Origin of the sequence: Ectopseudomonas chengduensis (assembly GCF_900102635.1) — a bacterium.
Lineage (GTDB): Bacteria > Pseudomonadota > Gammaproteobacteria > Pseudomonadales > Pseudomonadaceae > Aquipseudomonas > Aquipseudomonas chengduensis.
The window spans coordinates 69334-93692 of record NZ_FMZQ01000002.1 but is presented as its reverse complement, the minus strand read 5'-3'; the positions used below and the strand labels follow the sequence as shown (position 1 = coordinate 93692).

Annotated in this window: 24 protein-coding genes; 4 read left to right on the top strand and 20 right to left on the bottom strand. The window is 61.5% G+C overall.

Annotation, left to right across the window (positions count from 1 at the left end):
* The first annotated feature begins 120 nt into the window (after positions 1-120).
* Positions 121-1587, top strand: a complete 1467-nt coding sequence (gene mltF, locus BLS08_RS05015) for a membrane-bound lytic murein transglycosylase MltF (RefSeq protein WP_090336161.1) — start codon at positions 121-123, stop codon at positions 1585-1587.
* A gap of 4 nt (positions 1588-1591) precedes the next feature.
* Here the strand turns inward: mltF and BLS08_RS05010 are convergent, their stop codons facing one another.
* The 10 genes from BLS08_RS05010 to mads1 all read right to left on the bottom strand — a co-directional run bounded on the left by BLS08_RS05010 (position 1592) and on the right by mads1 (position 14738).
* The gene (locus BLS08_RS05010; protein WP_090336160.1) at positions 1592-2059 is read right to left on the bottom strand and encodes a hypothetical protein; all 468 of its coding nucleotides are present in this window, start codon (positions 2057-2059) and stop codon (positions 1592-1594) included.
* 21 nt (positions 2060-2080) lie between these two features.
* Positions 2081-2557, bottom strand: coding sequence for a tRNA adenosine(34) deaminase TadA (gene tadA, locus BLS08_RS05005; RefSeq protein WP_090336158.1), 477 nt, complete (start codon positions 2555-2557; stop codon positions 2081-2083).
* A gap of 184 nt (positions 2558-2741) precedes the next feature.
* Entirely contained in the window at positions 2742-4112 is a 1371-nt protein-coding gene (locus BLS08_RS05000) for a multicopper oxidase family protein (RefSeq protein WP_090336265.1), read from the bottom strand.
* A 257-nt stretch (positions 4113-4369) separates the two neighbouring features.
* On the bottom strand, positions 4370-4567 hold the full coding sequence (locus tag BLS08_RS04995) for a transcriptional regulator (RefSeq protein WP_090336155.1): 198 nt from the start codon (positions 4565-4567) through the stop codon (positions 4370-4372).
* Positions 4568-4629: 62 nt separating this feature from the next.
* Complete coding sequence (locus tag BLS08_RS04990; protein ID WP_090336154.1) at positions 4630-5805, bottom strand: RNA-binding domain-containing protein; 1176 nt, start codon at positions 5803-5805, stop codon at positions 4630-4632.
* Complete coding sequence (locus BLS08_RS04985; protein WP_169886833.1) at positions 5787-8414, bottom strand: TrlF family AAA-like ATPase; 2628 nt, start codon at positions 8412-8414, stop codon at positions 5787-5789. Before BLS08_RS04985 ends, BLS08_RS04990 begins: the two co-directional genes overlap by 19 nt.
* Positions 8415-8452: 38 nt before the next feature.
* On the bottom strand, positions 8453-9664 hold the full coding sequence (locus tag BLS08_RS04980) for a GIY-YIG nuclease family protein (RefSeq protein WP_090336150.1): 1212 nt from the start codon (positions 9662-9664) through the stop codon (positions 8453-8455).
* The gene (locus BLS08_RS04975) at positions 9657-11711 is read right to left on the bottom strand and encodes a DEAD/DEAH box helicase (RefSeq protein ID WP_090336148.1); all 2055 of its coding nucleotides are present in this window, start codon (positions 11709-11711) and stop codon (positions 9657-9659) included. The genes BLS08_RS04980 and BLS08_RS04975 overlap by 8 nt, the downstream gene beginning before the upstream one ends.
* On the bottom strand, positions 11708-14479 hold the full coding sequence (locus tag BLS08_RS04970) for a class I SAM-dependent DNA methyltransferase (RefSeq protein ID WP_090336146.1): 2772 nt from the start codon (positions 14477-14479) through the stop codon (positions 11708-11710). The genes BLS08_RS04975 and BLS08_RS04970 overlap by 4 nt, the downstream gene beginning before the upstream one ends.
* Before the next feature lie 58 nt (positions 14480-14537).
* Positions 14538-14738, bottom strand: a complete 201-nt coding sequence (mads1, locus tag BLS08_RS04965; protein WP_063570099.1) for a methylation-associated defense system helix-turn-helix domain-containing protein MAD1 — start codon at positions 14736-14738, stop codon at positions 14538-14540.
* A gap of 328 nt (positions 14739-15066) precedes the next feature.
* Between mads1 and BLS08_RS04960 the strand changes: the two genes are divergently transcribed.
* Together BLS08_RS04960 and BLS08_RS04955 are read left to right on the top strand one after the other, a co-directional pair.
* On the top strand, positions 15067-15435 hold the full coding sequence (locus BLS08_RS04960) for a helix-turn-helix domain-containing protein (protein WP_090336144.1): 369 nt from the start codon (positions 15067-15069) through the stop codon (positions 15433-15435).
* Positions 15432-15791, top strand: coding sequence for a helix-turn-helix domain-containing protein (locus BLS08_RS04955; RefSeq protein WP_090336142.1), 360 nt, complete (start codon positions 15432-15434; stop codon positions 15789-15791). The genes BLS08_RS04960 and BLS08_RS04955 overlap by 4 nt, the downstream gene beginning before the upstream one ends.
* A 234-nt stretch (positions 15792-16025) precedes the next feature.
* Here BLS08_RS04955 and BLS08_RS04950 read toward each other — a convergent pair whose 3' ends face one another.
* From BLS08_RS04950 to BLS08_RS04900, 10 genes are all read right to left on the bottom strand, one after another.
* The gene (locus BLS08_RS04950) at positions 16026-16256 is read right to left on the bottom strand and encodes a type I toxin-antitoxin system ptaRNA1 family toxin (protein ID WP_090336141.1); all 231 of its coding nucleotides are present in this window, start codon (positions 16254-16256) and stop codon (positions 16026-16028) included.
* A gap of 62 nt (positions 16257-16318) precedes the next feature.
* Positions 16319-16576 carry a hypothetical protein gene (locus BLS08_RS04945; RefSeq protein WP_090336139.1) on the bottom strand — a complete coding sequence of 86 codons (258 nt, stop codon included), beginning with the start codon at positions 16574-16576 and terminating at the stop codon, positions 16319-16321.
* 2 nt (positions 16577-16578) lie between these two features.
* Positions 16579-18240, bottom strand: a complete 1662-nt coding sequence (gene trbL / locus BLS08_RS04940) for a P-type conjugative transfer protein TrbL (protein WP_090336137.1) — start codon at positions 18238-18240, stop codon at positions 16579-16581.
* Entirely contained in the window at positions 18237-18506 is a 270-nt protein-coding gene (trbK, locus tag BLS08_RS04935; protein ID WP_090336136.1) for an entry exclusion lipoprotein TrbK, read from the bottom strand. Before trbK ends, trbL begins: the two co-directional genes overlap by 4 nt.
* 15 nt (positions 18507-18521) lie before the next feature.
* On the bottom strand, positions 18522-19307 hold the full coding sequence (gene trbJ, locus BLS08_RS04930) for a P-type conjugative transfer protein TrbJ (RefSeq protein WP_033996778.1): 786 nt from the start codon (positions 19305-19307) through the stop codon (positions 18522-18524).
* Between the two features lie 265 nt (positions 19308-19572).
* Positions 19573-19944, bottom strand: coding sequence for a conjugal transfer transcriptional regulator TraJ (gene traJ, locus BLS08_RS04925; RefSeq protein WP_090336134.1), 372 nt, complete (start codon positions 19942-19944; stop codon positions 19573-19575).
* Between the two features lie 318 nt (positions 19945-20262).
* Entirely contained in the window at positions 20263-20541 is a 279-nt protein-coding gene (locus BLS08_RS04920) for a TraK family protein (protein ID WP_011805735.1), read from the bottom strand.
* 711 nt (positions 20542-21252) lie between these two features.
* Complete coding sequence (gene repC, locus BLS08_RS04910; RefSeq protein WP_011805736.1) at positions 21253-22122, bottom strand: replication protein C, IncQ-type; 870 nt, start codon at positions 22120-22122, stop codon at positions 21253-21255.
* Positions 22112-22990: a helicase RepA family protein gene (locus BLS08_RS04905; protein WP_011805737.1), complete on the bottom strand. Its 879-nt coding sequence runs from the start codon at positions 22988-22990 to the stop codon at positions 22112-22114. The genes repC and BLS08_RS04905 overlap by 11 nt, the downstream gene beginning before the upstream one ends.
* A gap of 3 nt (positions 22991-22993) precedes the next feature.
* Complete coding sequence (locus BLS08_RS04900; RefSeq protein ID WP_033996783.1) at positions 22994-23227, bottom strand: SPRY domain-containing protein; 234 nt, start codon at positions 23225-23227, stop codon at positions 22994-22996.
* A gap of 91 nt (positions 23228-23318) precedes the next feature.
* On the opposite strand from BLS08_RS04900, the gene BLS08_RS04895 reads away from it, so the two are divergent.
* The gene (locus BLS08_RS04895) at positions 23319-24299 is read left to right on the top strand and encodes a LuxR family transcriptional regulator (protein WP_208600917.1); all 981 of its coding nucleotides are present in this window, start codon (positions 23319-23321) and stop codon (positions 24297-24299) included.
* Positions 24300-24359: the final 60 nt, after the last annotated feature.

The following is a 24359-nucleotide window of genomic DNA, read 5'->3' as shown; positions in this document are numbered from 1 at the left end:
CTACCCTAAAGTGGCGGCCTGCGGCACCTGTAGCCAGGCGCTGAAAGGACGAACGCACTAGCAGAGAAGCGAAGCGCTGTCGAGATATGGCACCGCCTGCGCTTTGCGTATACTGCGCCGATGTTTGCACGACCTGGGATACGCATGCGTTGCGCCAAAGGGCTGTTGGCGATTGGAACCCTCCTGATGCTTGCTGGCTGTGGCGAAGAACCCAAGCCCAGCGTACTCGAGCAGGCTAAGGCGGAGGGTGAGCTGCGCGTGGTCACTCGTAACAGCCCCGCCACCTACTTCCAGGACCGCAACGGCGCCACCGGTTTCGAATACGAACTGGCCAAGCGCTTCGCCACCGATCTCGGCCTGGAACTGAAGATCGAAACCGCGGACAACCTCGACAGCCTGTTTTCCAGCCTGGGCCGCGCCAATGGTCCGGTCATGGCTGCTGCCGGTCTGGTCGACACGCCACTGCGCCAGCGTCAGGCGCGCTTCTCGATTCCTTACCTGGAAGTCACGCCACAGGTCATCTACCGCCAGGGCGAAACCCGCCCGACCAAGCCCGCGGATCTGCTCGGCAAGCGCATTCTGGTGCTCGCCGGCAGCAGCCACGCCGAACAGCTGGAAGCCCTGAAACTGGAGTTGCCGGAGCTTGAGTTCGAAGTCTCCGACGCCGTCGAGGTGGTCGACCTGCTGCGCATGGTCGACGAAGGGCAGATCGACCTGACCCTGGTGGACTCCAACGAACTGGCGATGAACCAGGTGTACTTCCCCAACGTGCGGGTCGCCTTCGACCTGGGCGACACCAACACCATGCGCTGGGCAGTAGCCGCTGGCGAGGATGACAGCCTGCTGCTGGAGATCGACGCCTTCCTCGAACGCTCCGAGGCCAACGGCACCCTGCAGCGCCTGAAAGAGCGCTACTACGGCCATGTCGACGTGCTCGGCTACGTCGGTGCCTACACCTTCGCCCAGCATCTGCAGCAGCGCTTGCCGCGTTACGAGAAGATGTTCCGCCAGGCCGGCCACACCCATCAGGTAGATTGGCGCCTGCTGGCCGCCATGGGCTATCAGGAATCGCTGTGGCAACCCAACGCCACCTCCAAGACCGGCGTGCGCGGCCTGATGATGCTGACCCAGCGCACCGCCCAGTCGGTCGGCGTGTCCAACCGCCTCGACCCCAAGCAGAGCATCGAGGGCGGCGCACGTTATTTCATCCAGATCCACCAGCAACTGCCGGAAAGCATCGCCGAGCCGGATCGCACCTGGTTCGCCCTGGCCGCCTACAACGTCGGCGGTGGTCATCTGGAAGATGCGCGCAAGCTGACCGAGGCCGAAGGACTGGACCCGAACAAATGGGCCGACGTACAGAAGATCCTGCCGCGCCTGGCGCAGAAGCAGTGGTACAGCAAGACCCGTTACGGCTATGCCCGCGGCGGCGAACCGGTACACTTCGTACGCAACATCCGCCGCTACTACGACATTCTCACCTGGGTGACCCAACCGCAGCTGGAAGGCACGCAAGTGGCCGAGAGCGGTATCCACCTGCCCGGCATCGACAAGCGCAAACCCGAAGAAGAAACCCCGCCGCTCTGAGCAGTCAGAGCAAACTCTGATTCCCCACCGCACAGCGACTGATCGCCTGGCGCGCCGGCGGCAGCCCTTTCAAACGCGTCGCGCACTGCGCCTGACTCGATATCCGCTCCACCTGCAGATTGGACTGCGCATCGATACTGATCAGGTAGGGATGGTTGTAGCGCGCACGGTCGTTCCAGCCACTGAAACGCTGAGCGGAAAATACGCAACGGTAGTCCAGATGGCCGGTAAAGCCCTGAAAGCGATCACGCATGAAGATGTGGTGATAGCGCTGCCAGTCGCGATCACGCTGACCGACACGCACGGCCTCCTGGCACTCCTCCAGCGTGGTGATCTGCGGCTCGTGCAGAAAGATGCTTTGCGCCAGGTTGGAGCCGCCCAACTGCACGCTGGCGACCAGATACACCTCAGGCTGTGCTGCCACAACCGGCGCAGCCAGCAGTGCCAGCAGGCTCAATATCCCTTTGTTCATAATCGCTCCCGGTAAAGACGCTTAGCCGCGCCTGGCCTTGAAAAAGTCTTTCAGCAGTGTCCCGCTTTCCTCTGCCAGCAAGCCACCTTCCACCAGTACGCGATGGTTGAGAAAGCCTTGATCGAAGAACTGCCCCTGACTGATCGCCACGCCCGCACGCGGCTCGCTGGCAGCGAACACCACACGAGCGATGCGCGCATGCACGATCAAGCCGGCGCACATGCTGCAGGGCTCCAGAGTGACGTACAGCGTGCTACCGGGCAGTCGATAGTTCTGCACACTTTGCGCCGCAGCGCGAATCGCCACAATCTCGGCATGGGCGCTGGGGTCATGACGCAGGATCGGACAGTTGAAGCCCTGGCCCACCACCTCACCGTCCTGCACCAGCACGGCACCGACCGGCACTTCACCCTGCTCAGCGCCCAGACGCGCCTGCGCCAGCGCCAGGCGCATGAAGTGCTCGTCACGCGAGCGGTCGATGATCTGCGGTCTTCTCATAATTCAGGTTTCAGGCTTCAGGCTTCAGGCTTCAGGCTTCAGGCTTCAGGCTTCAGGCTTCAGGCTTCAGGCTTCAGGCTTCAGGCTTCAGGCTTCAGGCTTCAGGCGCGCCAGTGTGCCTTTCCATCAGAGCCCGTCAAGCTTTTCGCGCCTGCCTGTGGCTTGCAGCCTGAAGCCTGCAGTTTCAGACCACTTCGATGGCCGCCATCAGCCCCGTTTCCATGTGGTCGATCACGTGGCAGTGGAACATCCACACACCGGGATTATCGGCAACGAAGGCAATGCGCGCCGTCTCGTTCTTGCCCAGCAGATAGGTATCGGTGAAGTACGGAATGATCTTGCGTCGATCCGAGCTCAGCACCTTGAAGGTCATGCCGTGCAGGTGAATCGGGTGCTGGTACTGCGCCATGTTGCGGAGCACGAAGATGTAGTGGCCATCCTTCTTCAGCGTGGCAATCGGGCGCTCGGCACAGGTTTTGTCATTGATATCCCAGGCCTGACCGTTGATCTGCCAATACTTGTAGCTGCCGCCACGCTCGACGTTACCGGACAGCATCGCCGCCCACTCGAAGTTGAAACGCAGCGTTTCGGCGCGCGCCAGATCAGGCTCGGCAATCGGGTTGGCCGGCAGGAGCGGCGGCCAGTCGCCTGCGACTTCGCTACTGGCGACACCTTTCAAGGTGGCCAGGCGCAGCGGTCCGTTGCGTAGCGACAATTCCTCGCCAGCAGATGGCACCTTCAGCGCCAGGTCGATGCGCATGCCCGGCCCCAGCCAGTACTCCTTGCCCAGCGGGCGCGGCTGCACCGGATTGCCATCCAGTGCATAGATACGCGCCTCGCCGCCCGGCAGGTTGAGACGGTAGGTGATGGTATTGTCGACGTTGATCAGCCGCAGGCGCACCACCTGCCCTTCCGGCAGTTCCAAGGTCGGATTGGGTTCGCCGTTGATGGTGGTCAGTCGCCCACGCGTGCCTTCGCGCGCTGCCTGGCGCGGTACCAGAAAGTCGGTGAAGGCGCCCTGTTCGTCGATATGCCAGGTCTTCAGGCTCAGCGTGCGTTCGTGGCGAAAACCGGTCGGCTCGCGCTCCTCGACAATCAGCGGCCCGACCAGGCCACGCCCCAGTTGCTCGGCGCTGGCGGTATGCGGGTGGTACCAGAAGCTGCCGGCGTCATGGCAGATGAAGTCGTAGTCGAAAAATTCACCCGGCAGCACCGGAGCCTGGGAGACGTAGGGCACGCCGTCCATCTCCAGCGGCAGGCGGATGCCATGCCAGTGAATGGTGCTCTGCACATCCAGCTTGTTGATGAAACGCACCCGCAGGCGCTCGCCCTGCCGGCAACGCAGCTCCAACCCAGGTGCCTGGCCGCCATAACCCCAGGCCGACGTCACATGCCCCGGTACCAGTTCCAGATCCAGCGGCGCGGCGATCAGCTCGTAATCGTGGGTAGCGACATTCTCCGGGCGCCCCAGCCAGTAGCGCACACCGCCAGCGCCCAGCCCGGCCACACCCAGACCAGCCAGACCGGCCAGCACCTGTCTGCGGGTAAACGACATCTTCATCCTCGGCAATCTGCGCACATACTCAATTGCGGTATCTTCTCATTTTCAACGAATGGAAAACGACCCCACGAGTAGAGACGGGTTGCCGCAGCTCCAATCTGCAGGCATGAAAAAACCGGCCTAAGCCGGTCTTTTCATGCAGCGCTTCGGGATCACTCCCACTCGATTATCCATAATCACAAAAATATGTTAAATATCAATAACTTACAATACGGCAATCAACTAATGCCATGGATAATGCCATGCTCAGATCAAGAGGATAAACACTGCCTTCGCTGTTGACGGGCAATGGCCTGCTCCAGAGTCTCCCCAGGCTGCCATCCGTACAGGTCGCGGACGCTCTTCGTTCTGGCATGGCCGGGAGGCTTGAACTCGTAGCCGGCAGCAGCCATCTCGGCGGCCATGTCCTCGGTGATGAAGAACGGTTCGTTTTCTTCGTTCAGTTTCATGCTGACACCATAGCGACGTTCTAAAAATCAGAAGCCTATCCACCTCCCTCCCAGCCGATCAGTCAAGAACTTCCGGCCGGCTCCAGCACGCTGGGACGCGCCACGATAGCCTTGAACAGATTGCCGGCCCGATCATCGATGAGTTCGATCTGCGGCCATGCCCGCAGTGAGCGCAGCAAGCCGCTACCCAATCCGCGATAAGGCAGGAGCTTGGCGGCAAAGGACGCCAGGATGGGGTTTCGCATATTGGAGTTGCCGGCCTTGATGTTCTCGATAGTCAGGTTGTTGGGCAGGTGGCCAGGGCTGATGATCTCGACACGATCCGCGAAGACCAGTACGCGGATCGGCGCGCTGACGAAGTAGTCGCGGTGAATGAGGGCGTTGGCGACCAGCTCTTCCCAGACGATGCGGGGAATCTCAGGCTGCCCCTGGGAGTTGAAGCCCTGCTCGCCCTGCGCAGCGCGGGTGTTGGCGACAATAAAGCCCAGCGTCTGCTGGAACACGTCGGCCAGCTTGCCGACGATGTCGCGGCTGTCGATGTAGCGTTCGTCCTCAATCTGGGTGCCGACAAAGGCGACGGCCTTGACGACGAAGGCGGGTAGCGCGTAGTGCGGTGATTTGGCGAACAGCAGACCGCCCGCCACGTTGAGCTGCCCCTGGTTCATCAGGTTCATGTTGGTCAGCAACTGCGGCAGCGGCTGGTTATGCTGGGCGAGCGGCTCACCGAATTGCTGCTCGAAGAAGGTTTCGAAATAGGGCATGTCCACATCGCCCGCGCTCAAGCCCGCTACGGGCGTTTCGTCGGCGTGCACCAAACCCGCCTGCTGGAACAGGCGCTGCAATTCCTCGCGCGAGGTGGCGCGGCGCTTGTCCGAGCCGTTCTTCACCCAAATCGCGCCGTTCTTGTCCATGTAGGGCTTGTTGACGCCTTCAGCGATGGAGAGCACCAGCACAGTGCCTGCCGGGTGGGGCACGTTTTCCGTGAGCGGGTTCACGGCGGGACGCACGACCTGCGAGGCCACGTTGGCGATGAGCATGTTGAGACGAGCAACGTCGGCGCCGGATAGACCGCGCACCGAACCGTCGTCGTTCACCCCAATGAAGATGCGACCACCAGCGGTGTTGCTGAAGGCAACGATCTCTGCTGCCAAGGCGTCGGCATTGTTGATGTCCGTCTTGAACTGCTGCCGACTGTCCTCGCCCCGGCTGAGCAGGTCGATCAGCTCTGTGGTTTCCATAGGTTGTAGACCTCTTTGCGACGGTTGAAGGCTTCCTGGCCTCCTTCCATGATGTTGATGATGGCGTCCTGCACCGGGCGGGCGTCGATGCTGCCGCTTCGCGTGGCGACCTCCTCGTCCTGGTATTGGCAGGCGTGCACCTGTTCCGCGTCACCCAGCACCGGGAAGTTGGCGTTGTGGGTGGCGAAGATGAATTGGGCGTGAGGCTTCATTTCGCGTAGCAGCTTGATCACATCGTCGTAAATGGTCTGGTTGTCCAGATCGTCTTCCGGTTGGTCGATGATGATCACGTCGTTCTGGCGTTGACTGAGCACGTACAGCAACAGCGCCGAAGCGCGCTGCCCGAGAGAGTGGTGCTTCAACTCTTTGCCGCGATAGCGGATGACGAAGCGGTTGGGCACCTGCCAGGTGACGAAATCGGTCAGGTTCTGCATGAAGGTCTTTTCGAAGACCTCGGGGGTGCTGCCGGCCTTCGCCAAGGCTCCCGGCAGGGCACGCAGGAGGCCGCCGAAATCGGCATAGTCCTCCATCACTGCGCGCAGCGTGGTTTCGCGAATGTTGCTGCCCTTGAAGAGCTGCTGCATGAAGCTGATGGCGGCTTCCTTGTCGCCCTTGAAGTCCGCTTCGATCTGCAGGGCGGTGTGGCCAGCGTTCACGCGGTCCAGCTCTACCTTGATGGTGTTGAACTCGCGCAGCCATAGTTCATTGAGTTTGTCGATCTCGGCAAACAGCGCGTCGCGGATGCTGGTCTGCTGTGATTCCTGCTTGGCCAGCGCCTCCAGCATTTGCTCCGCCTTGGTTTTGCGCTGCTGCTGGGCCAGGAAGTCGTCCGGCTGAATGGCTGTCATGCCGGTTTGCTTGAGTTCCTGAGCTAGTTGACGCTCGACTTGTGCGAACTCCTCCTGAAGGCTCTTGCTTGCACCTTCAAACTCGCTCTGCTTGGTCTTGAGGCGCCCCGCAATGGCTCGCGCGTCTTGCTCGATCTGCTTGAGCTGATCGACCTTGGCCACGAGGTTGGAGAACTCGACGTAGTAGGCTGCGAAGAAATCCGGGTTCTGCTTGGACACGTAACTCGTCGCGTTGCGCAACTCGTCCTCATGTTCGGCAATCAATTGCCCTAAGGCGAGGAGGAAGCTGTCTGCCCGCTCCTTCATGCGTGCTAGCGCAGTAGCGTCCTGCTGGAATCCGAGGCGCTTTTGGAGCTTGTCGGCGACGCCGTGCTCCGCGAACTTGGTCATACGGAAGTTGGCATCATTTAGTTGGGTCTCGAAGTCGCGCTTGAGTTCGGCCGTGTTGCTGAGCTTGAGCCAGCGCTGAGCAGCGTCGCGCACGCGCTGGCGTTGAACCTCTATTTCGTCACGCAGCACACGTAGCTTCTCGCCAACCAGCTTTTCTACCAGGTCGGTCTCGAAGCCTTCGCCGGTGCTGGAGAGGTCCTTCTGACCAAAATAGATCGGGCGACGCAGTACGGTCTCTCGGATCGACACGCCGGGCTGCAACTTGCCGCCCAAGTAGACGTTCGGCGCTTCGCGGAAGATACGGGAGATGGTGAACTCCTGCCCATACACATCGCAGGCCGTCAACGTCACCTTGCCGCCACTGCCGAGGGTATGGCGGATCAACTCATCCTTGTACTTGGTGTCCTGCGCCTTCTCGCCGCGTGGAATGTCGAGGGCGTAGCGCACTGCCTCCAGGATGGATGATTTGCCGCTGCCTCGGATGCCGATCAACGTGTTGAGTTCGGAAGAGAAATGCAACATCTGCCCGTCGAGAATGCCGCCGTCGAAGCGGATGCTGCGGATGTGCGACGCTTGATGTTTTGGCGGCTCCATGGCTACCCGCCCAGCCGGATCGCTCAAGGCAAACTTGACCGCCTCGAAGGACAGTTCGCCCAGCTTCAGGTAGCTGGCTTTGCCTCGACCGATTTCATCGACACTCTTGGGGTCGCTGCCTTCCAGTTCGGCGGGGTACCAGCTCTGTAGCCAGCTTTGAATCTTGGTGCGGCAGGGTTTGTCTTTGCCTGCGCCGTCGTGCGTGCGTACCTTCTGAAAAGCCAGCGTTCTGCGTCGGAAGAACTCGTTTTGCCCCAACTCAGTCAGCCGGCCGCCATCCAGCTCCGCCCACAGCCCACTCGGGGCTTCGACATGGGCGAAGACAAGAAAGAAGTCCCGGTGATAGCCTTCCAGCTTCTTGATGGTCTCCAGAAGCGACCATGAAGTGCGCCCGTTCTCCTGCTCGTACTGCGCGGGCGTTTTGCCTTCGAATGCGCTGGTCAGGAAGGGGTTGATGTAATTATGTTCATCGATCCATTCGTCGGAGAACACAACAAGCGTGTGGATGCCATTAGCCCCGTCATTGACCGACAACTCGACGCCTGGCAGCAGCGCAATACCCTTCTTCTGGGCCGTCTTGCGCAGTGCTTTGAATTCTTCGAAGTCGAACTTGTTGTGGTTGGTGATGACGCCCAATCGGATGCCCGCTTTCTCCAACGCATCCACATAGTTGCTGTTGTAGAAGTTGTCATCGCCCGTGAACTTGAATTCACGGTCCGCTCGGGTATGCAGATGAAAGTCAGCGCGGACCCACTGCGCCCCTTCTGCAAAGACCATGGATCGAGCCTCTGACTGCTTCGGTCGCAGACTTTCCATCATGGTTCATCCTTATAGTGAGTCCGCGCGTAGCCCACCAGTCGAGCGGTCTTCGGGTCATAGATAAACTCGGTAATCGATCCGTCTCGAATGCGCTGAACGGCCTCGTCGATCACATGAAGTGGCACTAGGAACCATTCCTCAGGCTGCACAGGATGACCGAAGCGGTCGTTGATAGTGATGTTCAACCGTGCGGGCGCGAATAGCCTGTGGAACAGGTTCTCCATCCGGGTGCGGTTGATGCCCGCGAGCTTGTAGGTCGCCACCACTTCGACCTTCGCCAGCAGGTAGGTGGAATCGTGTTCGGCGTTGGCGATGCGCGTCTCCACCCTGCCGCCGGTCACGCCCATCTTGTGGATGATGTCGCGGTGCTGCGCGACATAGGGATGATCGGAGAGAGAGCGCAGGACGTAGATCGTGCCGCTTTCGACATCGTCGGCTTCAAGCTCGCCGCCGAAGGAGAGTTGTCCGCTCTCGGGCGAGGCCAGCCGCCGCGCGGCGGGGTCGTTGTAAAAAGCGCGCTGGAGCGAGCGCAACAGCAGATTGCTCTCGGTGCCGTTGGAGAAGATGAGGCGCAGGCGGCGGTCCACTTCCCCGGCGGTGGTCTTCAATGGCTCGCCGACCTCGGCAACGTAGAGCGTGATTCCATCGAGAACGAAAAAGTCCCCGGCCTCAATCGCTCGGCGGCCCGCCTCTATGGGCTGGGATTGGCGCAAGCCGGTCTTGACTTCCGTCGCTACGCGCTCGAACAGTGGCTTGAACGCTTCGAAGTCTTCGCAAGGCTTGCGATCCGCGATCTCCTCGGCTGCGCGCTTGTCGGCGCTGGTGCGGACATGGCGCAGGACCGTGATGTCGTCCGCCTCGGCTACGCCCGCCAACTCGGCAGCCAGGTCGTCGATATCGATGGCTTCATCTGCCGAAACGACAACGGCAGGCGCCCCGGCAAGCAAGCCCTGATGGTCCAGCGACTCCAGCAGGGCGCGGCAGTCCGGGAGCGCACGCAAGCGGTCCAGGCGCACGGCGTAGAGGCGCTCGAATATGTCGCGATCCTCACCATGCTGCGGCACACGCCCGTGCTTCTCGGTGAAGCGTTGGATTTCCTCGAAGCCCGCGATGACGCGCTCCTCACTGGCTGGCCGTCCGCCTTTAGCCTCGGGCGGTGCGAACTCGGCAAGCTCCGCAGCGAGTTCGTCAAGATCGGAGTTACTCATAGCGCCCCTCCGCCTTGAATCGCATAAAGGCGACCGCGCCTTCGGCCATGCGTCGCTCCCAGGCATCCTGGGAATCGAGTGCAGGAATGCGTCCGCGCTCCTTCTTGAACTGAACGGCGCGAACAGCCATCTCCTTCGCCTCGTCCGGCGTCAGGCTCGTGCGCTTGGCCGAGATGGCTGCCGCGACCTGCTTTAAGCTGTCCTCGCTCATAGTCTTGGCGAGGATGGCGTAGGCTTCGCCGAAGGGGTTGATGCGGTCGATAAGGTCGATGTCCAACTCGCGCACGTCCATCGCGAAGCGGCGCACGCCGTCGATCAGGGCGGTGTTGGGTGACCCGTCGCTCTCACCTTCGGTGACTAGCCGCTTGGCCTGCTGCGTGAGGTTGAGGGCGGCGATGGCGTGCTGGCGCACGGCCTCCTGATCTTCGGCGTCAAGCTCGGGATACTTGTCCTTGATGATCTTGCCCATGCGAACCTGCGTCAGCTCCTCGGGCACCAGCTCCTCATCGAACAGGCCGCGCTCGATGGTGGGCTTGTCCTGCACGAAGGCCGCGATAACTTCGTTCAAGTCTTCCTGACAGATTCGCGCCGCCTCCTTGCTCTTGGGCTCGGCGAGGCCCTTGATTTCGATTTGGTACGCCCCTGTCTGCTCATTGACACCGACATTGCAGCGGTCCGGGTCATAGCCCCCCTCGCCGTAGTTAAAGCCCGGCGTCGGGCCGCTGTCGGGGTTCTTGGGCTTGAACTCGAAGCGCGGAGCTAGAACCTGCTCCATCAGCAGGCTCGCCGCGATGGCCTTTAACGTATCGTTAACGGCCTCGGTGACAGCTTCCTCGGCTGCGTCCGGCTCGGCGATCAGGTTGGTGAACCTCGCGCGGGTCTTGCCGGGCGCGTCGCGGGTAGCTCGGCCGATGATCTGCACGATCTCGGTCAGGCTGGCGCGGTAGCCCACGGTCAGCGCATGTTCGCACCAAATCCAATCGAAGCCTTCCTTCGCCATGCCCAGCGCGATGATGATGTCCACATGGTCGCGGTTGTTCTTCTGCGCCGGGTCTTTGAGTGAGGCGGACACGCGGTCGCGCTTGGCGGCATCGTCATCGACGAGATCGGCGATCCGCAGCACGCGGCCATCGGGGCGCTTGACACGTTGGAAGCCGGTCGCAGGGTCGATGCCTTGCCATTCACCCAGCGCCTCGATGATGTGCTCCACTTCCCGCATCTTGTCCTTCGTGCTCTCGCGCGAATTGACATTCGGGATGTGGATGATGGTCTTCTCGGCGGGATCAAGGACATTGAGGATGTCGTCGACGTAAGGCCCGCTGTAGAAGAAGTAGCCGATGTCGAGTTGCTTGAGGTACTCGTAGCCGTTGAGCTGTTCGTAGTAGGTGTAGGTGACGGTATCGAACTTCGACTCATCCTGCGGTGCAAGCACGGCCTCGGCGTCGCCACGGAAGTAGGAGCCGGTCATGGCAACGATGTGTGTCTTGCCCCGCGCGAAGAACTGCCCTAGGTGCAAGCCGAGCTTGTTGTCCGGGTTGGCCGAAACGTGGTGGAACTCATCGACCGCGATCAGTCGATCATCGAACGCTTCCACGCCGTAGGCATCGACCGCGAAACGGAAGGTCGCGTGGGTGCAGACCAGCACCTTGTCGTCACCTTCAAGGAAGGCGCCCAACGACTTGACCTTGCCGCCGTTGTCATTGCCCGGCGCGTTGCACAGGTTCCACTTGGGTTCGACGTGCCAGTCGGACCAGAAACCGTACTTCGACAGCGGCTCGTCGTTGAAGCTAGCACCGATGGACTTTTCCGGTACAACGATGATGGCCTGCTTCAAGCCTTGGTTATTGAGCTTGTCGAGTGCCACGAACATCAGCGCACGGCTCTTGCCCGATGCGGGTGGCGACTTGATCAGCAGGTATTGCTCTCCCCGCTTCTCGTAGGCCCGCTCCTGCATGGGCCGCATGCCAAGCGCATTGGCCTTGGTCGATACGCCGTTTCGGGCGTAGGTGACGGAAACGGACGGTACGGACTTGATCTTGTCGCTCATGCGTTGGCTCCCGCTTTGCGCTTCTTGCCCTTGGCCAGTGCAGCCGAAGCGGTCATCTTGGTGTAAAGGTCGAACAGTTTTTCCAGCCGCTCAGTGTCGTTCTTGAAGCGCCGACCGATGTAGATGCGCTCCAGCACTTCGTCGTTACGCTCATGGGCGGCACGCAGGTCAGCGGGCATGTTCTCGGGGTCGTACAGGTCCGCGATGGTCGCGGGGAAGTGATGCTCCCGCGCCAGCAGGATGTCCTCCGCGCAGCGCGTGAGATCGGCCTTGTTTTTCTCGGTCAGTGTCGGCACTGGGAATGTGTGCCAGCCGAGAGTGTTTGAATAAGAAAAGTCCATTCTCATGCGCACGCATACAGTAGCAATCCAGACCAAATGCATACGGCTAGCCACGATACCGAGCAACCACGTTTCAGGCCTGTAGATCACCGCAGCCCGATCAGAAATTACTGTCGCATCATCGACAATCCCTACAGGCAGGTACGGGCGGCGTTCGGAAGAAACGCGAGGAATAATCAGCGCGCTCCCAGATCGATGAGGCGCGAAGACAAACCGATGGGGCGTGTCTGCATTCGCGTTCGCCTGCTGCCCCTTACTTTCGGCTCTGAGCTTTCGTACGTTCTCAAACCTCTCACAAATTTCGGGCACTAAGCGTGCGTCATCAACTTCCTTATCTTCAACCCACAGGCAGAAGCGTGGCACGCCATTGATGAACTCGGTGGAGCCGACATATGCTCTTATGAACCGAGCAGCTTCGGGGCGTGCCGCAACAAGGCCGTCCTTCGTGGCCCTGTCCAATATCAGGTTACCGCCATCTGTAGGCTTGTTTCCGTAGTCCATCCGAGGCAAGCCATTTAAGGGTCTAGGAGCCTTTTGAACGATGATGTTTCCGACTGGAATCAGGTAAGGTCCGATGCTGTCTACGACGCGCTTTTCATCACCCTCAAAAAGAGTTTTCTTGCTCGAACGCGCGGACGCGATGCCAACAATAACTACAGTCACGCCCGCGTTTGCGGCCGCCAGATTGCTCCAATGAAAGGGTCGGTAAGCGAAGGATATTTCCAGACCTTGACCAAAGATCAGAGGCCATAGCATGGCGACTTGCTCGCCTTGACAAATCGACTTAGTGGCGACAAACGCACAGCAACAATCGGGTACGGCGTGAAGATAATCTGCAGCCTTCAAGTACCAAGCGGCGACATAGTCCAAGTCCTTGAAACTAGGCGCGCGACCAGCGAATAAGGCCGCCAAGTCGTCTTGCTGCTCCTTGTCTCTCCATCGACTGCCGAGATAGGGGGGATTGCCACAGATATACGTCTCGCCCCCCTCGTTCTCGAAGTCGATCTCGGCTTGATCTAGCGGCGTGCGAAAAAGATCATCGGCCTGCACCTTCACTCCGGTACCCGCTGGCGGGCAAATGCTCAGCCAGTCCAGCCGCAGCGCGTTGCCGCAGGTGATCCAGTTCTCATTGCGCAGTGGCAGAAACTCGGCCAGGGCCAGCTTCTGGCCCCGATACAGCACATCGCACTGATACTCAGCAATGACCAGCGCAAGGCGGGCGATTTCCGCCGGGAAATCGCGTAGCTCGATCCCGCGAAAGTTGGTGACCGGGATTTCTGATGCACGATCCGGCTCGCCGCGCCGCCGGTTGATCTCTGCCTCGATAGCGCGCATTTCCTTGTAAGCGATGACCAGGAAGTTGCCCGAACCGCAGGCCGGGTCGAAGACCCTGATCTTGGCAATGCGTTTGCGCAGGTTGAGCAACATGCGGGCGTTATCGTCCGCTTCCTCCAGCTTCTCCCGCAGGTCGTCGAGGAACAGCGGATTGAGAACCTTGAGGATGTTGGGGACACTGGTGTAGTGCATCCCCAGCTCGCCGCGCTCCTCGTCTTCGGCAACGGCCTGGATCATCGAACCGAAGATGTCGGGGTTGATCTTGGTCCAGTCCAACCCACCGACATGCAACAGGTAGGACCGGGCAATCTTGCTGAACCGCGGCACCTCGTCGCCGCCGGAGAACAACTGCCCGTTGACGTAGGGGAAGTCTTCGGCCCACCGGGGAATCCTGGCGGCAGCCCGGTCGTCGCGCTTGGTGTTCATGGCGCGGAACAACGTGGCGAGAACCTCGTGCGTGTTCGATGAGTCCCTGGCGCTCATCTGCGCGACGGTTTCGGTGAAGCGGCCCTTGCCGACGAAGATGTCGGTGTCCTCGGCGAAGAAGCAGAAGATCAGCCGCGCCATGAACTTGTTCATGTCGTGGCGACGCTCCGCCGTGCCCCATTCCGGGTTGTCCTTCAGCAGTTCGACGTACAGGCGATTCAGGCGGCTGGTGGCCCGGATGTCGAAGGCGTTCTCGCTGATCTGGCGGACGGTGCTGATGCCCGCCAGCGGCAGGAAGAAGCCGAAGTGGTCGGGAAAGTCCTCGAAGGCGCAGGCGACGGTCTCGCCGCTGGTCAGGTCTTCGGCCTCGAAGTCCGTGCCGTCGGTGGCGAGGATGAACTTCGCCTTGGCCTTGGCCGTCGCCGGGCTGGCCTTGAGGGCGGCCAGCGTCTGCGTGACCCGCCCTGCGTCGCAGGTCAGGATGTGGATGTTGCTGGTCTGGAGAACACCGCCGAGATCGGACTTGTTCGATGCCCCCGCACGCAGGCGCTTGATGGTGGTCGCTTTGTTGCCGAACGCCTCAAGAAAGGCATAGGGGAACTCTGCACGGTCGAACGGCTGCTCCGCGAGGTCGGTGATGGCTTGTTCGATTTCTACGGCGTTCATGGGCGTGCAGCCCCCTCTCGGAGCGAGGCCGCCTGGTTGCTATCGTTTTTCGGGGCGCTCATGTCTTGTCCTGCGTTTTCTCGGCTATCTGCGCGGCAATCCAGCAATCCAACTCGCTGCGACGAAACCGCCAGGTGCCGCCCAGCTTGAATCCCGGTATCTCCCCCTGCTGGGCCAGCCGGTAAACGGTCTTCTTCCCTGCCTTGAGGTAGACCGCCACTTCATCCAGCGTGAGAATTTCGCTATCAGGTTGGTTCATGTCAGGCGGCTCGCTTGGTGTCGCGCGGCGAAGTCTTCCAAAGTTTGGCCAAGTTTACCATCTGATCCACCCAAATGAACCCCGAATCTCATGTGCGCGAAGCCATGGATTCGGCCGGCGCCATGCGTTGGGCGGGCTCGCGGTACCGGCTCGATGGCAAGGCCATGTGCTCTAGCCACCTGGTTGTAGATGGTTTACGCCAAGAAGGTGGTCGGCGTGTCTTCTTCCAGGGAAAACACGCAACGTAGTACTCTTTGGCCTTCACAGCCGCGCTCTCTGTGGCCTCATCTGGATGAGACGGGCTAGGCAAATCAGCGTGAGGTGTGCGATGGGCAGGAAGGAAACCGAGGAAGCAATTGCAGACAGCCGCGCCGGCCGTGTCTCGGGGCGGTTCGCCACAGTCGCCGAGCTGCTGGCCGACCTGAACGCTGACGACACTCCGAACATTCAGCAGGGCAGCGCCAACGTCTATGCCGACCTGGGCTATCCCGACGCCGGCGAAATGCTGGTCAAGACCCGACTCGTCACCAAGATCGGCGAGGCCATCAAGGCGCAACAGTTGTCGACCGAGCAAGCGGCTACGCTTCTCGGATTGACGCCGGCCGCGCTGCACGAGCTGCTGACCGGCCGCTTTCGCTCGCAATCGGTTAATGACCTGGAGCGCCTGGCATCCATGCTTGATGAGGCCAGCCGATGACAGGCTCGAAGAACCTGGAAAACTGGCTGCATGAGAAGGTCGGCCCGGCCTATGACGCCTTGAAGGCCGACCCGGCCCGCGCCGTCACGCCTGGCCAGGTGCGCTACACCCTGGCCGAGCTGCTGGCCGAGGCAGAAGCCGCAGGCGTGTATCCACTGCCGCCGGAACAACGCGAATGGGTAGATGCGCCGACCATTGGCCGTGAGCTGACGCCTTTCGACCCGGCCGAGACGCTGACCTCGGCCGAGGCGATCAGCACCTTCCTGGCCGAAGCCGAGGCCACAGCCGACCCGGCCTATATCGAACACGCACAGGCCGTCGCAGCACGGGCGAAGGCCATGCACGGCATCGAGTAGGAGAGCTGGATTCCTGGCGGTGCTGCAGATCGACGTGCGCCGTTCTGGTGCGCTGGATCTCATCGCTAGAAACGACGATGCGAGATCCACGCCAAGGGAGAAGGCCAGAGCGGCCGTCATCGCACGATCTGGCGATGGTCGAGCACGCCGGCGCACATCGTCGCCTTTGACGATGCAGGCCCGGAAATAACAAGGGCGGCCACTGGCCGCCCTTGCTGTTCCTGGTGCGCGTGCCTACGCGGCGCGGAGTGACTGCCGCACCGCCTCCAATGCCTCACGGAAGTCAGCAGGCGTCGCCTGCCCCGTCTCGGCTTGGTAGAACACGACCATGAAGGCGTTTGCCACGGCCTCGGCGAGCGGCCCGAGCTGCCGCGCCGCGTCCTGGTCGAGCCAGTCGAGCGCGGCGAGCTGCACGGCTGCATGATGAACGGCCTGCGTTGCATTGGTAGGATTCAGGGTTGCCATGATTCACCTCTCTAACAGGTGGGTTGTGGAAGTGTCGGCCGGCCCCACGCCGGCCGGCGCGCTTATCGGCTGCCGGTGCCGTAGAAGCCGGCGGCCTCGGCCAGTGGCGTGTTCCTGTTGCTGCCGCTGTAACTGTTGCTCGATGACCTGGCCGCCGGCCTGGTGGCCTCGATGACAGACGGGGCAGGACGATCAACGAAGGCCGCCACTTCCGCCGCTGCATCAAGCTCGGTTGATTGATCGCCAGGCAGCTCAAACTCCACCGCCGGCCGCTGCACCTGGTCGGGCGCCAGGCAGTCGAAAAAGCCACTACGTTTCATGGTCACGTCTCCGATTTACCGTGCTCGCGGTTGGCGAACGCGGCCACTTCATCATCAGGATCAGCAGCGGCCGAATCGGCCCCTGCCAGGTTGTTGCCGCCGAATGTCGGCACCGACTCGACAGCGGCGGCCTGGTCGCTCTCTGCGCTGGCCCGGATAGCCGCCGCGATCTTCCCGCCGGTGGTGTCTGCGATGCGCTCCACAGCGGCGTCGCGGATGCTGGCAGCCTTGGCCTTCGCAACCTCGCCAACGCCTTGCATCAGGTTCGCGCCGGCGTCGGCCGTCACGCGGCCCGCCGTACTGAGCGCCGCAGCGGCCGAGGCCAGCAAGCCGGGGCCGGTGCTGCCTGGTGCTGCCTGCTGGCCACCGTGCGAGGCTTTCGCGCCGCCGGCGTCGCTGCTGCCCATTGAGCTGGAACCTCCATCCGGTTTACCGGACTGCTGCCCATTGCGACCAACCGAACGGCTGGCACCGCTGCCCGAGCTGCTGCCGAAGCCGGCGGCCTGTGCAAGTGGCGTAGTGGTGCCCGCACCTGAGCCTGAACCGCCACCAAAGCCAGCAGCTTGTGCAAACGAGCCGGCATCACTGCCGGAATCGGAGCCGCCGCCGAGCATGGGCATTCCGCCCGACTCGCCGCCGGCGCTCGATCCCGCTTTCTCGAACGCTGCCTTGATCGCCGACATGCCGCCGGCGGCCGAGGCTGCGCCACCCATCACGGCCGCACCGGCCACGCTTGCCGCACCGGCGGCCATGCTTGCCGCGCCCATAGCCGCACCGACGGCAGCGCCTGCGCCGAAGTTACCGATGCCGCCAGCGTTCCCAATGCCTGTACCGGAAATGACGCCCGCGACCAGTGGCGGCACGCGATTGACCAGCATGAGCAACGCCACGCAGAAAACCAGCATCACGCCCAGCTCTTCAAAGTTCAGCGTGCCGGTGTTCATCCTGGCGTAGAAACTGGAAAGCAGGTCGTTCCCGATGCCGACCAGGAGCACCATCGTCATGATCTGTACGGCCACGCCCAGCACGGTCTTGTAGTAGTTGATCGCCATGTCGGACGTCCAACGCGAGCCGCCGAAGCCGAGGAAGAAGATGCCGGCGTACATCAGCAGCCAGCCCGAGACGAGCAGCAGCAGCATATTCACGGCGACAACCGCCAGCAGGATCAGGATGCCGACGCTCAAGGCCACACCGATGAAGCTATCCACGGGCGACCAGATCGACGAGTTTGTGAATGCCTGCTTCAAGATCATGAAGCCGATATCCACGATGCCCGAAGGTGTCACCGATGCCACCCCGGACGCCTGCTCACCGATCCGGGCCAATGACTGGATGATCGAATTGGCGAAGGCCGGGCCGTTGCGCAGCAGCCAGAGGAAGAAGCCGAAGAACAGGATGAACCTGATGAACTCCGCGAAGAACTCCCCAATGTCAGCCTTGCGTAGCGCCATGAAGCCGAACGTGAAAACCAGAGAGATCGTGCCCAGCGTCCAGAACAGGAACATCGCGGCATTCATCACCACCGTCTGCCAGGACGTGGCCCGCGTGGCGAATTCCGTCACCACCTGGTCAAGCATCCCCTGATTGGTGAGTTGGGCCGATGCGGCGGTGGAGTAAAGCGCGAGGGCGACGCCGATCAGCGCCGCCTTGTGCAGTGTTTTCATGGCTTCGCCTCCTTCTGGTCTTTCGGGTCGGCCAGTTCGAGCCAGTTTATGGGCTTCTCGGTCGGCGCGATGCCGCCGGCGGCCGGCGACCGGCGCGAGCACAGCCCGGCGAATTTCTCGCGCGTGGCCCTGTCCTCGATCTTCTTGATCGCCTCGATCTGGCAATTGGTGTCATTGACCTCGGGCATGGGCGGGATGGCCGGCTTGTTGTCGCACCCAGCCACCAGCACCACCACGAGGCCGGTAAGCAGCATCGTTTTCTTCATGGTGCAGGGCCTCCGTCAGCGGGTCAGTTCGAGCCAGTTTCTCGGGTTGGCCGTCCGCTCGATCCTGGACTCCCGGGAAGTCGCGCCGGCGGCCTGCTGTTGCGCCTCTAGGTCGGCCTGCGCCTGCATCCTGGCCGTCGCGGCGTTCTGCTGTGCGATCAGCAGGCCACGGATTTGCAGAAGCTGGTTTGCCTGGTTGGCGGCGAGCTGGTTGGCGTAGCCGATGGCCTGCATCTGCCCGGTCGCGCCCTGCGCGGCGGACTGGAGCCGTTCGAGCTGGCGAGCATCGGCGGAAAGGTTGCGCTGCTGTTGCTCCAGGCCCTTGAAAAGCGCGTCGTTCGCCTTCTTCTGACTCTCGCTCGCCAGGCTGCGGTTTTGCTCCATCGCGGCGCGCTCGGCATCCGAGCACCCAGCGGCCGAGAAGCAAGGCGAACCACGGTAATAGGCCACATCCTGGAACTTGCCCAGGTACGCATCGATGCTGCCGAGCTGATTCCGGTAGTAGTTCAGCGTGTCGGTGGCGGCCATCAGTCCGTTGATGGTGGACTGCGCCTGGTCCCAGATATAGGCGGCCGGAGCCATGGTGTTTTGCAGCATGTTTTCGTACTGCTGCAATTGGGTCTGGTACTGCTCGATCTGCTTGAGCGTCTGCGCCACCGACTCAATGGCGGTCATGACGTTCTGCACAAGGTTGCCGCCGTCGATGACGGGGATGCCGGCCTGCGCCGGGGTGACGATGATGCTGCCGGCCAGAGCGGCGGCGAGCGCGGTTTTAGCCGCTAAAAAACGGACGTGCTTCATGGTCGCAATCTCCATTCGATGAAAGAAAGGCAATGCCTTGACCAAGCTCGCGCTTGCCCACGGCAAGGTTTCATCGAAGAGCTACGCCACTAGCTAATCGGTATCGCCCTTGGCACTGAGGCCCGGGCTTCGGTGGTTCTGCTCTCGGCCCTTACGGGGTGTCCCTGGCCTTATGCGTCCTCCCGAGAGTTGATAACGCTCAGGCCGGCGGCCTGGAAGTGCCTCGTGTCGCGTCCGGCACACGGAAATTTAGCCGCTAAAACTCTCAACGGTCGGCCCTCGGCTGCACCACGGATTTCATAAGCCGACTCATTTCATCCTGAGTAGCTTCGATCCGAGCCAACAGGGCGAGGATCGTTGCATCGCCGAAACGGGCAGTGCGCGGATCGTCGGTCAGCCAGAGCTTGAGCAATCCGCCCAGCCGGCCAAGGTCGCCATTCACCCGCACCAGCTCGCGCACGTAGTGGTAGTCCATGACTCCCTTGACCTGGTAGCCCTGTCCTACGTCGCGCAGATAGCGCGCCACGCTGATCCCCGCCATCTTGGCGTTCGCCTCAATCAGTTCGCGTTCTTCTGGAAGGCAGTACACCTTGATCGGCGGGCTGCCCTTCCTGGTGATTCGATTCTCGTCACCCATGTGTCCTCCAACCGGCGGTAGCCGGCAGCCTCGCAGAGCAGGATGCCCGTTGAGCGCCCGCGCGAATAAGGGAGAGTGAAGAAGGACAACCGGCTTGCCGGTGGGCCTACTTCACACATCCTGCCCGCCTTACGGCGTTGTTTTTGCCTCGTATGACTCATCGAACTTCGCGCTGTAACCGCACCGTTGCTTCGCAACAGCGCGCCAGCAGCGGGAAAACCAACGGAAATTGCCAACGTCCGTGTGCTTGCCGCGATCCGAGAGGCCGGTAACAGCGTTTCAGCCATGCGCTTGCAGCGATTGAGCATGGAACTTTGCTTACTTCGTACCCTGCCCCATGGAGCCAGGCCGCGCATTGGTGATGTGCTGGCGAACGTACTTCAGGAACGTCTCATACCGGAAAGGGATGCGCCCGACCTCGCGCAGGTGCTCCCAGATGATCTTGAGCGCGTAGCCGGCCTCCATCGCTTCCTTCACGTCCGAGCGCACCGCCATGAAAGCGGCCAGGTAGTCCCTGCGCTTTGTTTGCGAGGTCTTCTGCTGAAGAGCCAGCCGTGCGGCCAGCTCCTCGGGGTAGCTGCTTTCTGTCGTCGCCATGTCCGTAAACCTCCGTTATCAACTGAACTACTCCGAAGGTTACGGAGTGCTGGCCTACACAACATTCCAATAATTGGCCGAAATGGTTGACATGGAGCCGATGACACAGGCACGCCCATCGAAACAGGGATGGCAGCTCATTCAGCACGGAAAATTGAACGCCAAGAGGGGAGTAGGCCGGGAGATTCCCCGCCGCTCGGCCCCTCAAGTGTCAAAGAGAGGATCGCATCGTCAAAAGTGGCAATGCGAGCTCCAGCGCCGGCGGCCGTCATCGTCAGAACTGGCGATGGGGCCGTCGGTGCATCGTCGGACGTGGCGATGGTCGACCATGGCCCGGACATGGCCAGCCTCGCTGGAGATGACGATGCTGCAGCTCGACGTAGCGCGCGAAAGAAAGGCCGATCTCATGACGTGGCCAGGGCATCGAATTGAACTGTTGTATGTTGTAGCGTGCTACAACATACAACACCTGCCTATTGACACTTGAGGGGCGCAGCGTTTTAGCCGCTAAAAAGAACCGGCTGGAGCTGACCGCCCTTCTGGCGTACAACTCGGCCGCAGGCCGACCATCGGCAAGGACTTGGCGTCGCCCTAAAGGGCGGCGGCAAGTGCCGCCTAGTGGATGATCTTGGAAGATCATGGATGGAGTTTGCGGACTAGCCGCAAGCCCGCGCCGTTGCTCTGTTTTCCGGTTTGAGGCGGGGAACGTTGCTACGGGTGAAGGGGAACGTTGCTACGGAGCTTGGGGAACGTTACTACGGGCTTCGGCCTGCCTATTTCCCACTTCCCTGCCGCATACTCGCTGACCTTCCATCCCACGGTGGCAAGTTCGGCCAGAGCCTTGCGGGCCTTCTGGCGGCGCTTCTTCATGGCCTCGGCGTTCGCCTGGTCCGGCCAGACATAACCGGAAAGGGTATCCAGTTCCACACGCCCGGCTTTGCCCGGATCGATCCAGCCGCATAGCCGCTGGTGAATCAGACGGGCCGGGTCAGTCTGTAGCGCCCGCACCTCGGCCATCTCGATGCGGGTATACGGGCGACGCCCAAGAATCGCCTCTGCAATCTGAGGATTCAGCGCGACGAATAGCCGTCCGTCCTCCTCGTCGAAGGCGTAGCTCATCAGGTGAAAAGACCTTTGCCTGCTCCCCTTGGTGACGACCACCGTCACGTTTGCCATGCGCAGCAAGCTCGCCTTGATCGCCCTGATATTGTCGCCGCCATCGGTCAAGCCGATTTCGCCTAGCAGGCTGGTCATACTCTCTCTCACGACCAGCGCATCCTGCCCTACCGCGTCGAACTTCGGCTCAAGGAATAGACGGAGTTGCTTCGGCAAGTCCGCTGTTGGCTCTGGCGTCAGGATGATGCCCTTCGGCCCTCCAAGAGCCACAAGACCTTGCAGCAGCCGCATGTCATCAGCACCAAGAGGCTCGAATCCGACGAACCGCGCTAGTTCATTTTCGGCGTAGTGATACGTCACATCGAGCTTGAGCTTCTTCCGTTCGCCGCGCTTGAGACTGCGGAACAAGCCGGGGACCAAGCAGTGCATTGGATCGTGCCTGGCATGGGTGAGGTCAAAAGCCATCGCCTCGCCTCCGACCGTCACGTCCCTTTTCCTCATTCCGGCTGGCCTCATACAGCTCCACCGGCACCAGCACGCCGCCGGCGTGCCGCATGTACCAGCGATCAAGCGGCGTGGCGTCGTAGTTCTGCTTGCTGACGCCGAAACGCACGAAGTAGCCGCGCCGCTCATCGCCGATGGGTTGCCGGTCATGGGCGCGGTCGCTGAGGCGCTTCGCCTCGTCCTCAGTCATGCGGGCGACGTAACCGCACCACCTGGCGTTGTCGATCAGCGCGGACGCGCCACGCGCTGCCTGCTGCTGGTCGGTCTGCCCTTCGCGGGCGCTTCCTTTGCTGACGTGGTGCAGGTAGAGCACGGATGCGCCCGTGGTAGCCGCGACCTGCTCCAGCACGGCCACGAGGTGGGCCATGTTGCCGTTGCTGTTCTCATCGAGGGCGTGGATGCGGCTCAGGGTGTCCAGCACGATCAGCCTCGCCCCGGCGCTGTACTCGATGACGCGGCGCAAGTGAGCCTCGTCCATGACGTTCAGGCGCTTGCCCATGATCGGCTCAAGCACGAGGTTCTCGGCGATGGCTTGGCGGGCTGCATGCCCGAGGTGCTGGCCGATGGCGTGAATGCGCCGGACAAGCGCGGGCGGCGGGTCTTCCCCGGCCAGATAGACCACGCGCCCGGTGTGTGCGGGGGCCAGGCCCACGAGGTCGCCGCCGGCAACGCTGCATGCGATGCTCATGGCCGCTTCCAGCGCCCAGAAGCTCTTGCCCGTGGCCCCTGGGGCGACGAGCGCGCCGACGGTTCCCGCGAGGAAGCCCGGCCATATGAAGTCCAGCACCGGCGGTTCGCACTCGAACGCCGCCAGGACGTCAATCGCCACGACTCAGTTCCCCGTTCCGTACAGGGATTCGTCGCTCAGCACCTCGGCGATCTGCGAGGTTCGAAAGTAGACGCGCCGACCGATCTTCAAGCGAGCCTTGTTGATTCGCCCCGCCCATTCGCTCGTCGTGCGCAAGCTGACCCGCAGGCCATCCGGTGATCGATCCAGGACAGAGGCGAGCTGCGCCATGCTCAGCAGCGGGCCGAAGCGTTGCAGCAGCGTGTCTTCTATCGTCATTGCGTAAACCTCCGTTGTCAACTGAATTGCTACGAAGGTTAGGCGCTATTGGGGGTTGCCCACATCTTATTAGTTGTCCAAAATGGTTGACATGAAGAACGACCCAACCATTGTCATCTGGGAAGGCTGCGATCCCACTGTCTCGGAAGCCATCGAGCAGTTTGAGGATCGCTGGCGGCCGTATTCCGCCTCCTCGCGGCGCTACCCCATCGTTGGGCTGATACAGGAACTCATTGACCCCGCCGTGGCTGCATACACGGCGACGCTGCCGCAACGCTACTTGGGCCACATCCCGGGAGCAGGAACAGGGGTGGGCTTCAGCGGAATCATTCGACTGGTGGGACTTGATGCGATGGTTCGCATGCAGCGGCAGTTGCTGCGCCAGTTCATCAAAACGGAGGACAGGCAGACCCCAAAGGATCGGCGGTTTGTTGCGACACTCGAATCGTTGATCGGGCTTGTATGGGACTGCGCCTGCAAACGGCCAACGAAGTCAAAGGTGCGCGACACCCGGCTGAATGGCGAACGCCTTCATGGGTTCTGCCGGTTCTGCGGATCACTCGCCGAGCTAACCTCATTCGCCGGCGGGAGCGATGATCCGAAGGCGGACGATCCAGAGGAAAAGCTTCGACTAAGCAGCCTGTATTGCCTGGATCATCGGCCTAAATTGCCGAGCGGCGCATGGAACCCTGTCTACAGACAAGCAAGGCGATCCCTCGCGCAATTCGACCTCGAACTGGCAAGACTCAGCCAGCAATGCGCGAAGCCGGCCACTGCCCAAGTGAAATCGGGCGATCAACTAGTTGACAGCTACTTCTTCCACTATGTCGCGGGCCAGACCTTACAGCCGGCGGACAAGGCAGAGCTGCGCAATCAAGCACGACTGATGGTGGACTCGAAGCTATCGGATCGCAAAAAGCAGATGCTGATGCTCCAGTGGTCTGGACTCAATCAGTCGGAGATTGCGCGAAAGCTCGGCATCGAGCGCCAAGCGGTATCGAAGGCGCTGGCGGCGATCCCCGCAATGTTCCACTTGAGTACAAAGCCGCGCTCACGGCGTCAACCTAATTGACCAACTAATAGGACGAAACAATCCGCATTGCCAGGCACCATCAGGCACATGTTCGCAAGT

Bases quoted from the DNA above. Each gene is read 5' to 3' on its own strand.
- BLS08_RS04955 (WP_090336142.1), top strand. From the start codon at position 15,432: ATGACAGGCTCGAAGAACCTGGAAAACTGGCTGCATGAGAAGGTCGGC.
- tadA (WP_090336158.1), bottom strand. From the start codon at position 2,557: ATGAGAAGACCGCAGATCATCGACCGCTCGCGTGACGAGCACTTCATG.
- mads1 (WP_063570099.1), bottom strand. From the start codon at position 14,738: ATGAACCAACCTGATAGCGAAATTCTCACGCTGGATGAAGTGGCGGTC.
- BLS08_RS04900 (WP_033996783.1), bottom strand. From the start codon at position 23,227: ATGACGATAGAAGACACGCTGCTGCAACGCTTCGGCCCGCTGCTGAGC.
- BLS08_RS04980 (WP_090336150.1), bottom strand. From the start codon at position 9,664: ATGAGTAACTCCGATCTTGACGAACTCGCTGCGGAGCTTGCCGAGTTC.
- BLS08_RS04985 (WP_169886833.1), bottom strand. From the start codon at position 8,414: ATGGTCTTTGCAGAAGGGGCGCAGTGGGTCCGCGCTGACTTTCATCTG.
- trbJ (WP_033996778.1), bottom strand. From the start codon at position 19,307: ATGAAGCACGTCCGTTTTTTAGCGGCTAAAACCGCGCTCGCCGCCGCT.
- BLS08_RS04990 (WP_090336154.1), bottom strand. From the start codon at position 5,805: ATGGAAACCACAGAGCTGATCGACCTGCTCAGCCGGGGCGAGGACAGT.
- BLS08_RS04975 (WP_090336148.1), bottom strand. From the start codon at position 11,711: ATGAGCGACAAGATCAAGTCCGTACCGTCCGTTTCCGTCACCTACGCC.
- BLS08_RS04920 (WP_011805735.1), bottom strand. From the start codon at position 20,541: ATGGCGACGACAGAAAGCAGCTACCCCGAGGAGCTGGCCGCACGGCTG.
- BLS08_RS04960 (WP_090336144.1), top strand. From the start codon at position 15,067: ATGGGCAGGAAGGAAACCGAGGAAGCAATTGCAGACAGCCGCGCCGGC.
- BLS08_RS04950 (WP_090336141.1), bottom strand. From the start codon at position 16,256: ATGGCAACCCTGAATCCTACCAATGCAACGCAGGCCGTTCATCATGCA.
- traJ (WP_090336134.1), bottom strand. From the start codon at position 19,944: ATGGGTGACGAGAATCGAATCACCAGGAAGGGCAGCCCGCCGATCAAG.
- mltF (WP_090336161.1), top strand. From the start codon at position 121: ATGTTTGCACGACCTGGGATACGCATGCGTTGCGCCAAAGGGCTGTTG.
- BLS08_RS04945 (WP_090336139.1), bottom strand. From the start codon at position 16,576: ATGAAACGTAGTGGCTTTTTCGACTGCCTGGCGCCCGACCAGGTGCAG.
- BLS08_RS05000 (WP_090336265.1), bottom strand. From the start codon at position 4,112: ATGTCGTTTACCCGCAGACAGGTGCTGGCCGGTCTGGCTGGTCTGGGT.
- BLS08_RS04970 (WP_090336146.1), bottom strand. From the start codon at position 14,479: ATGAACGCCGTAGAAATCGAACAAGCCATCACCGACCTCGCGGAGCAG.
- repC (WP_011805736.1), bottom strand. From the start codon at position 22,122: ATGGCTTTTGACCTCACCCATGCCAGGCACGATCCAATGCACTGCTTG.
- trbK (WP_090336136.1), bottom strand. From the start codon at position 18,506: ATGAAGAAAACGATGCTGCTTACCGGCCTCGTGGTGGTGCTGGTGGCT.
- trbL (WP_090336137.1), bottom strand. From the start codon at position 18,240: ATGAAAACACTGCACAAGGCGGCGCTGATCGGCGTCGCCCTCGCGCTT.
- BLS08_RS04995 (WP_090336155.1), bottom strand. From the start codon at position 4,567: ATGAAACTGAACGAAGAAAACGAACCGTTCTTCATCACCGAGGACATG.
- BLS08_RS05010 (WP_090336160.1), bottom strand. From the start codon at position 2,059: ATGAACAAAGGGATATTGAGCCTGCTGGCACTGCTGGCTGCGCCGGTT.
- BLS08_RS04895 (WP_208600917.1), top strand. From the start codon at position 23,319: ATGAAGAACGACCCAACCATTGTCATCTGGGAAGGCTGCGATCCCACT.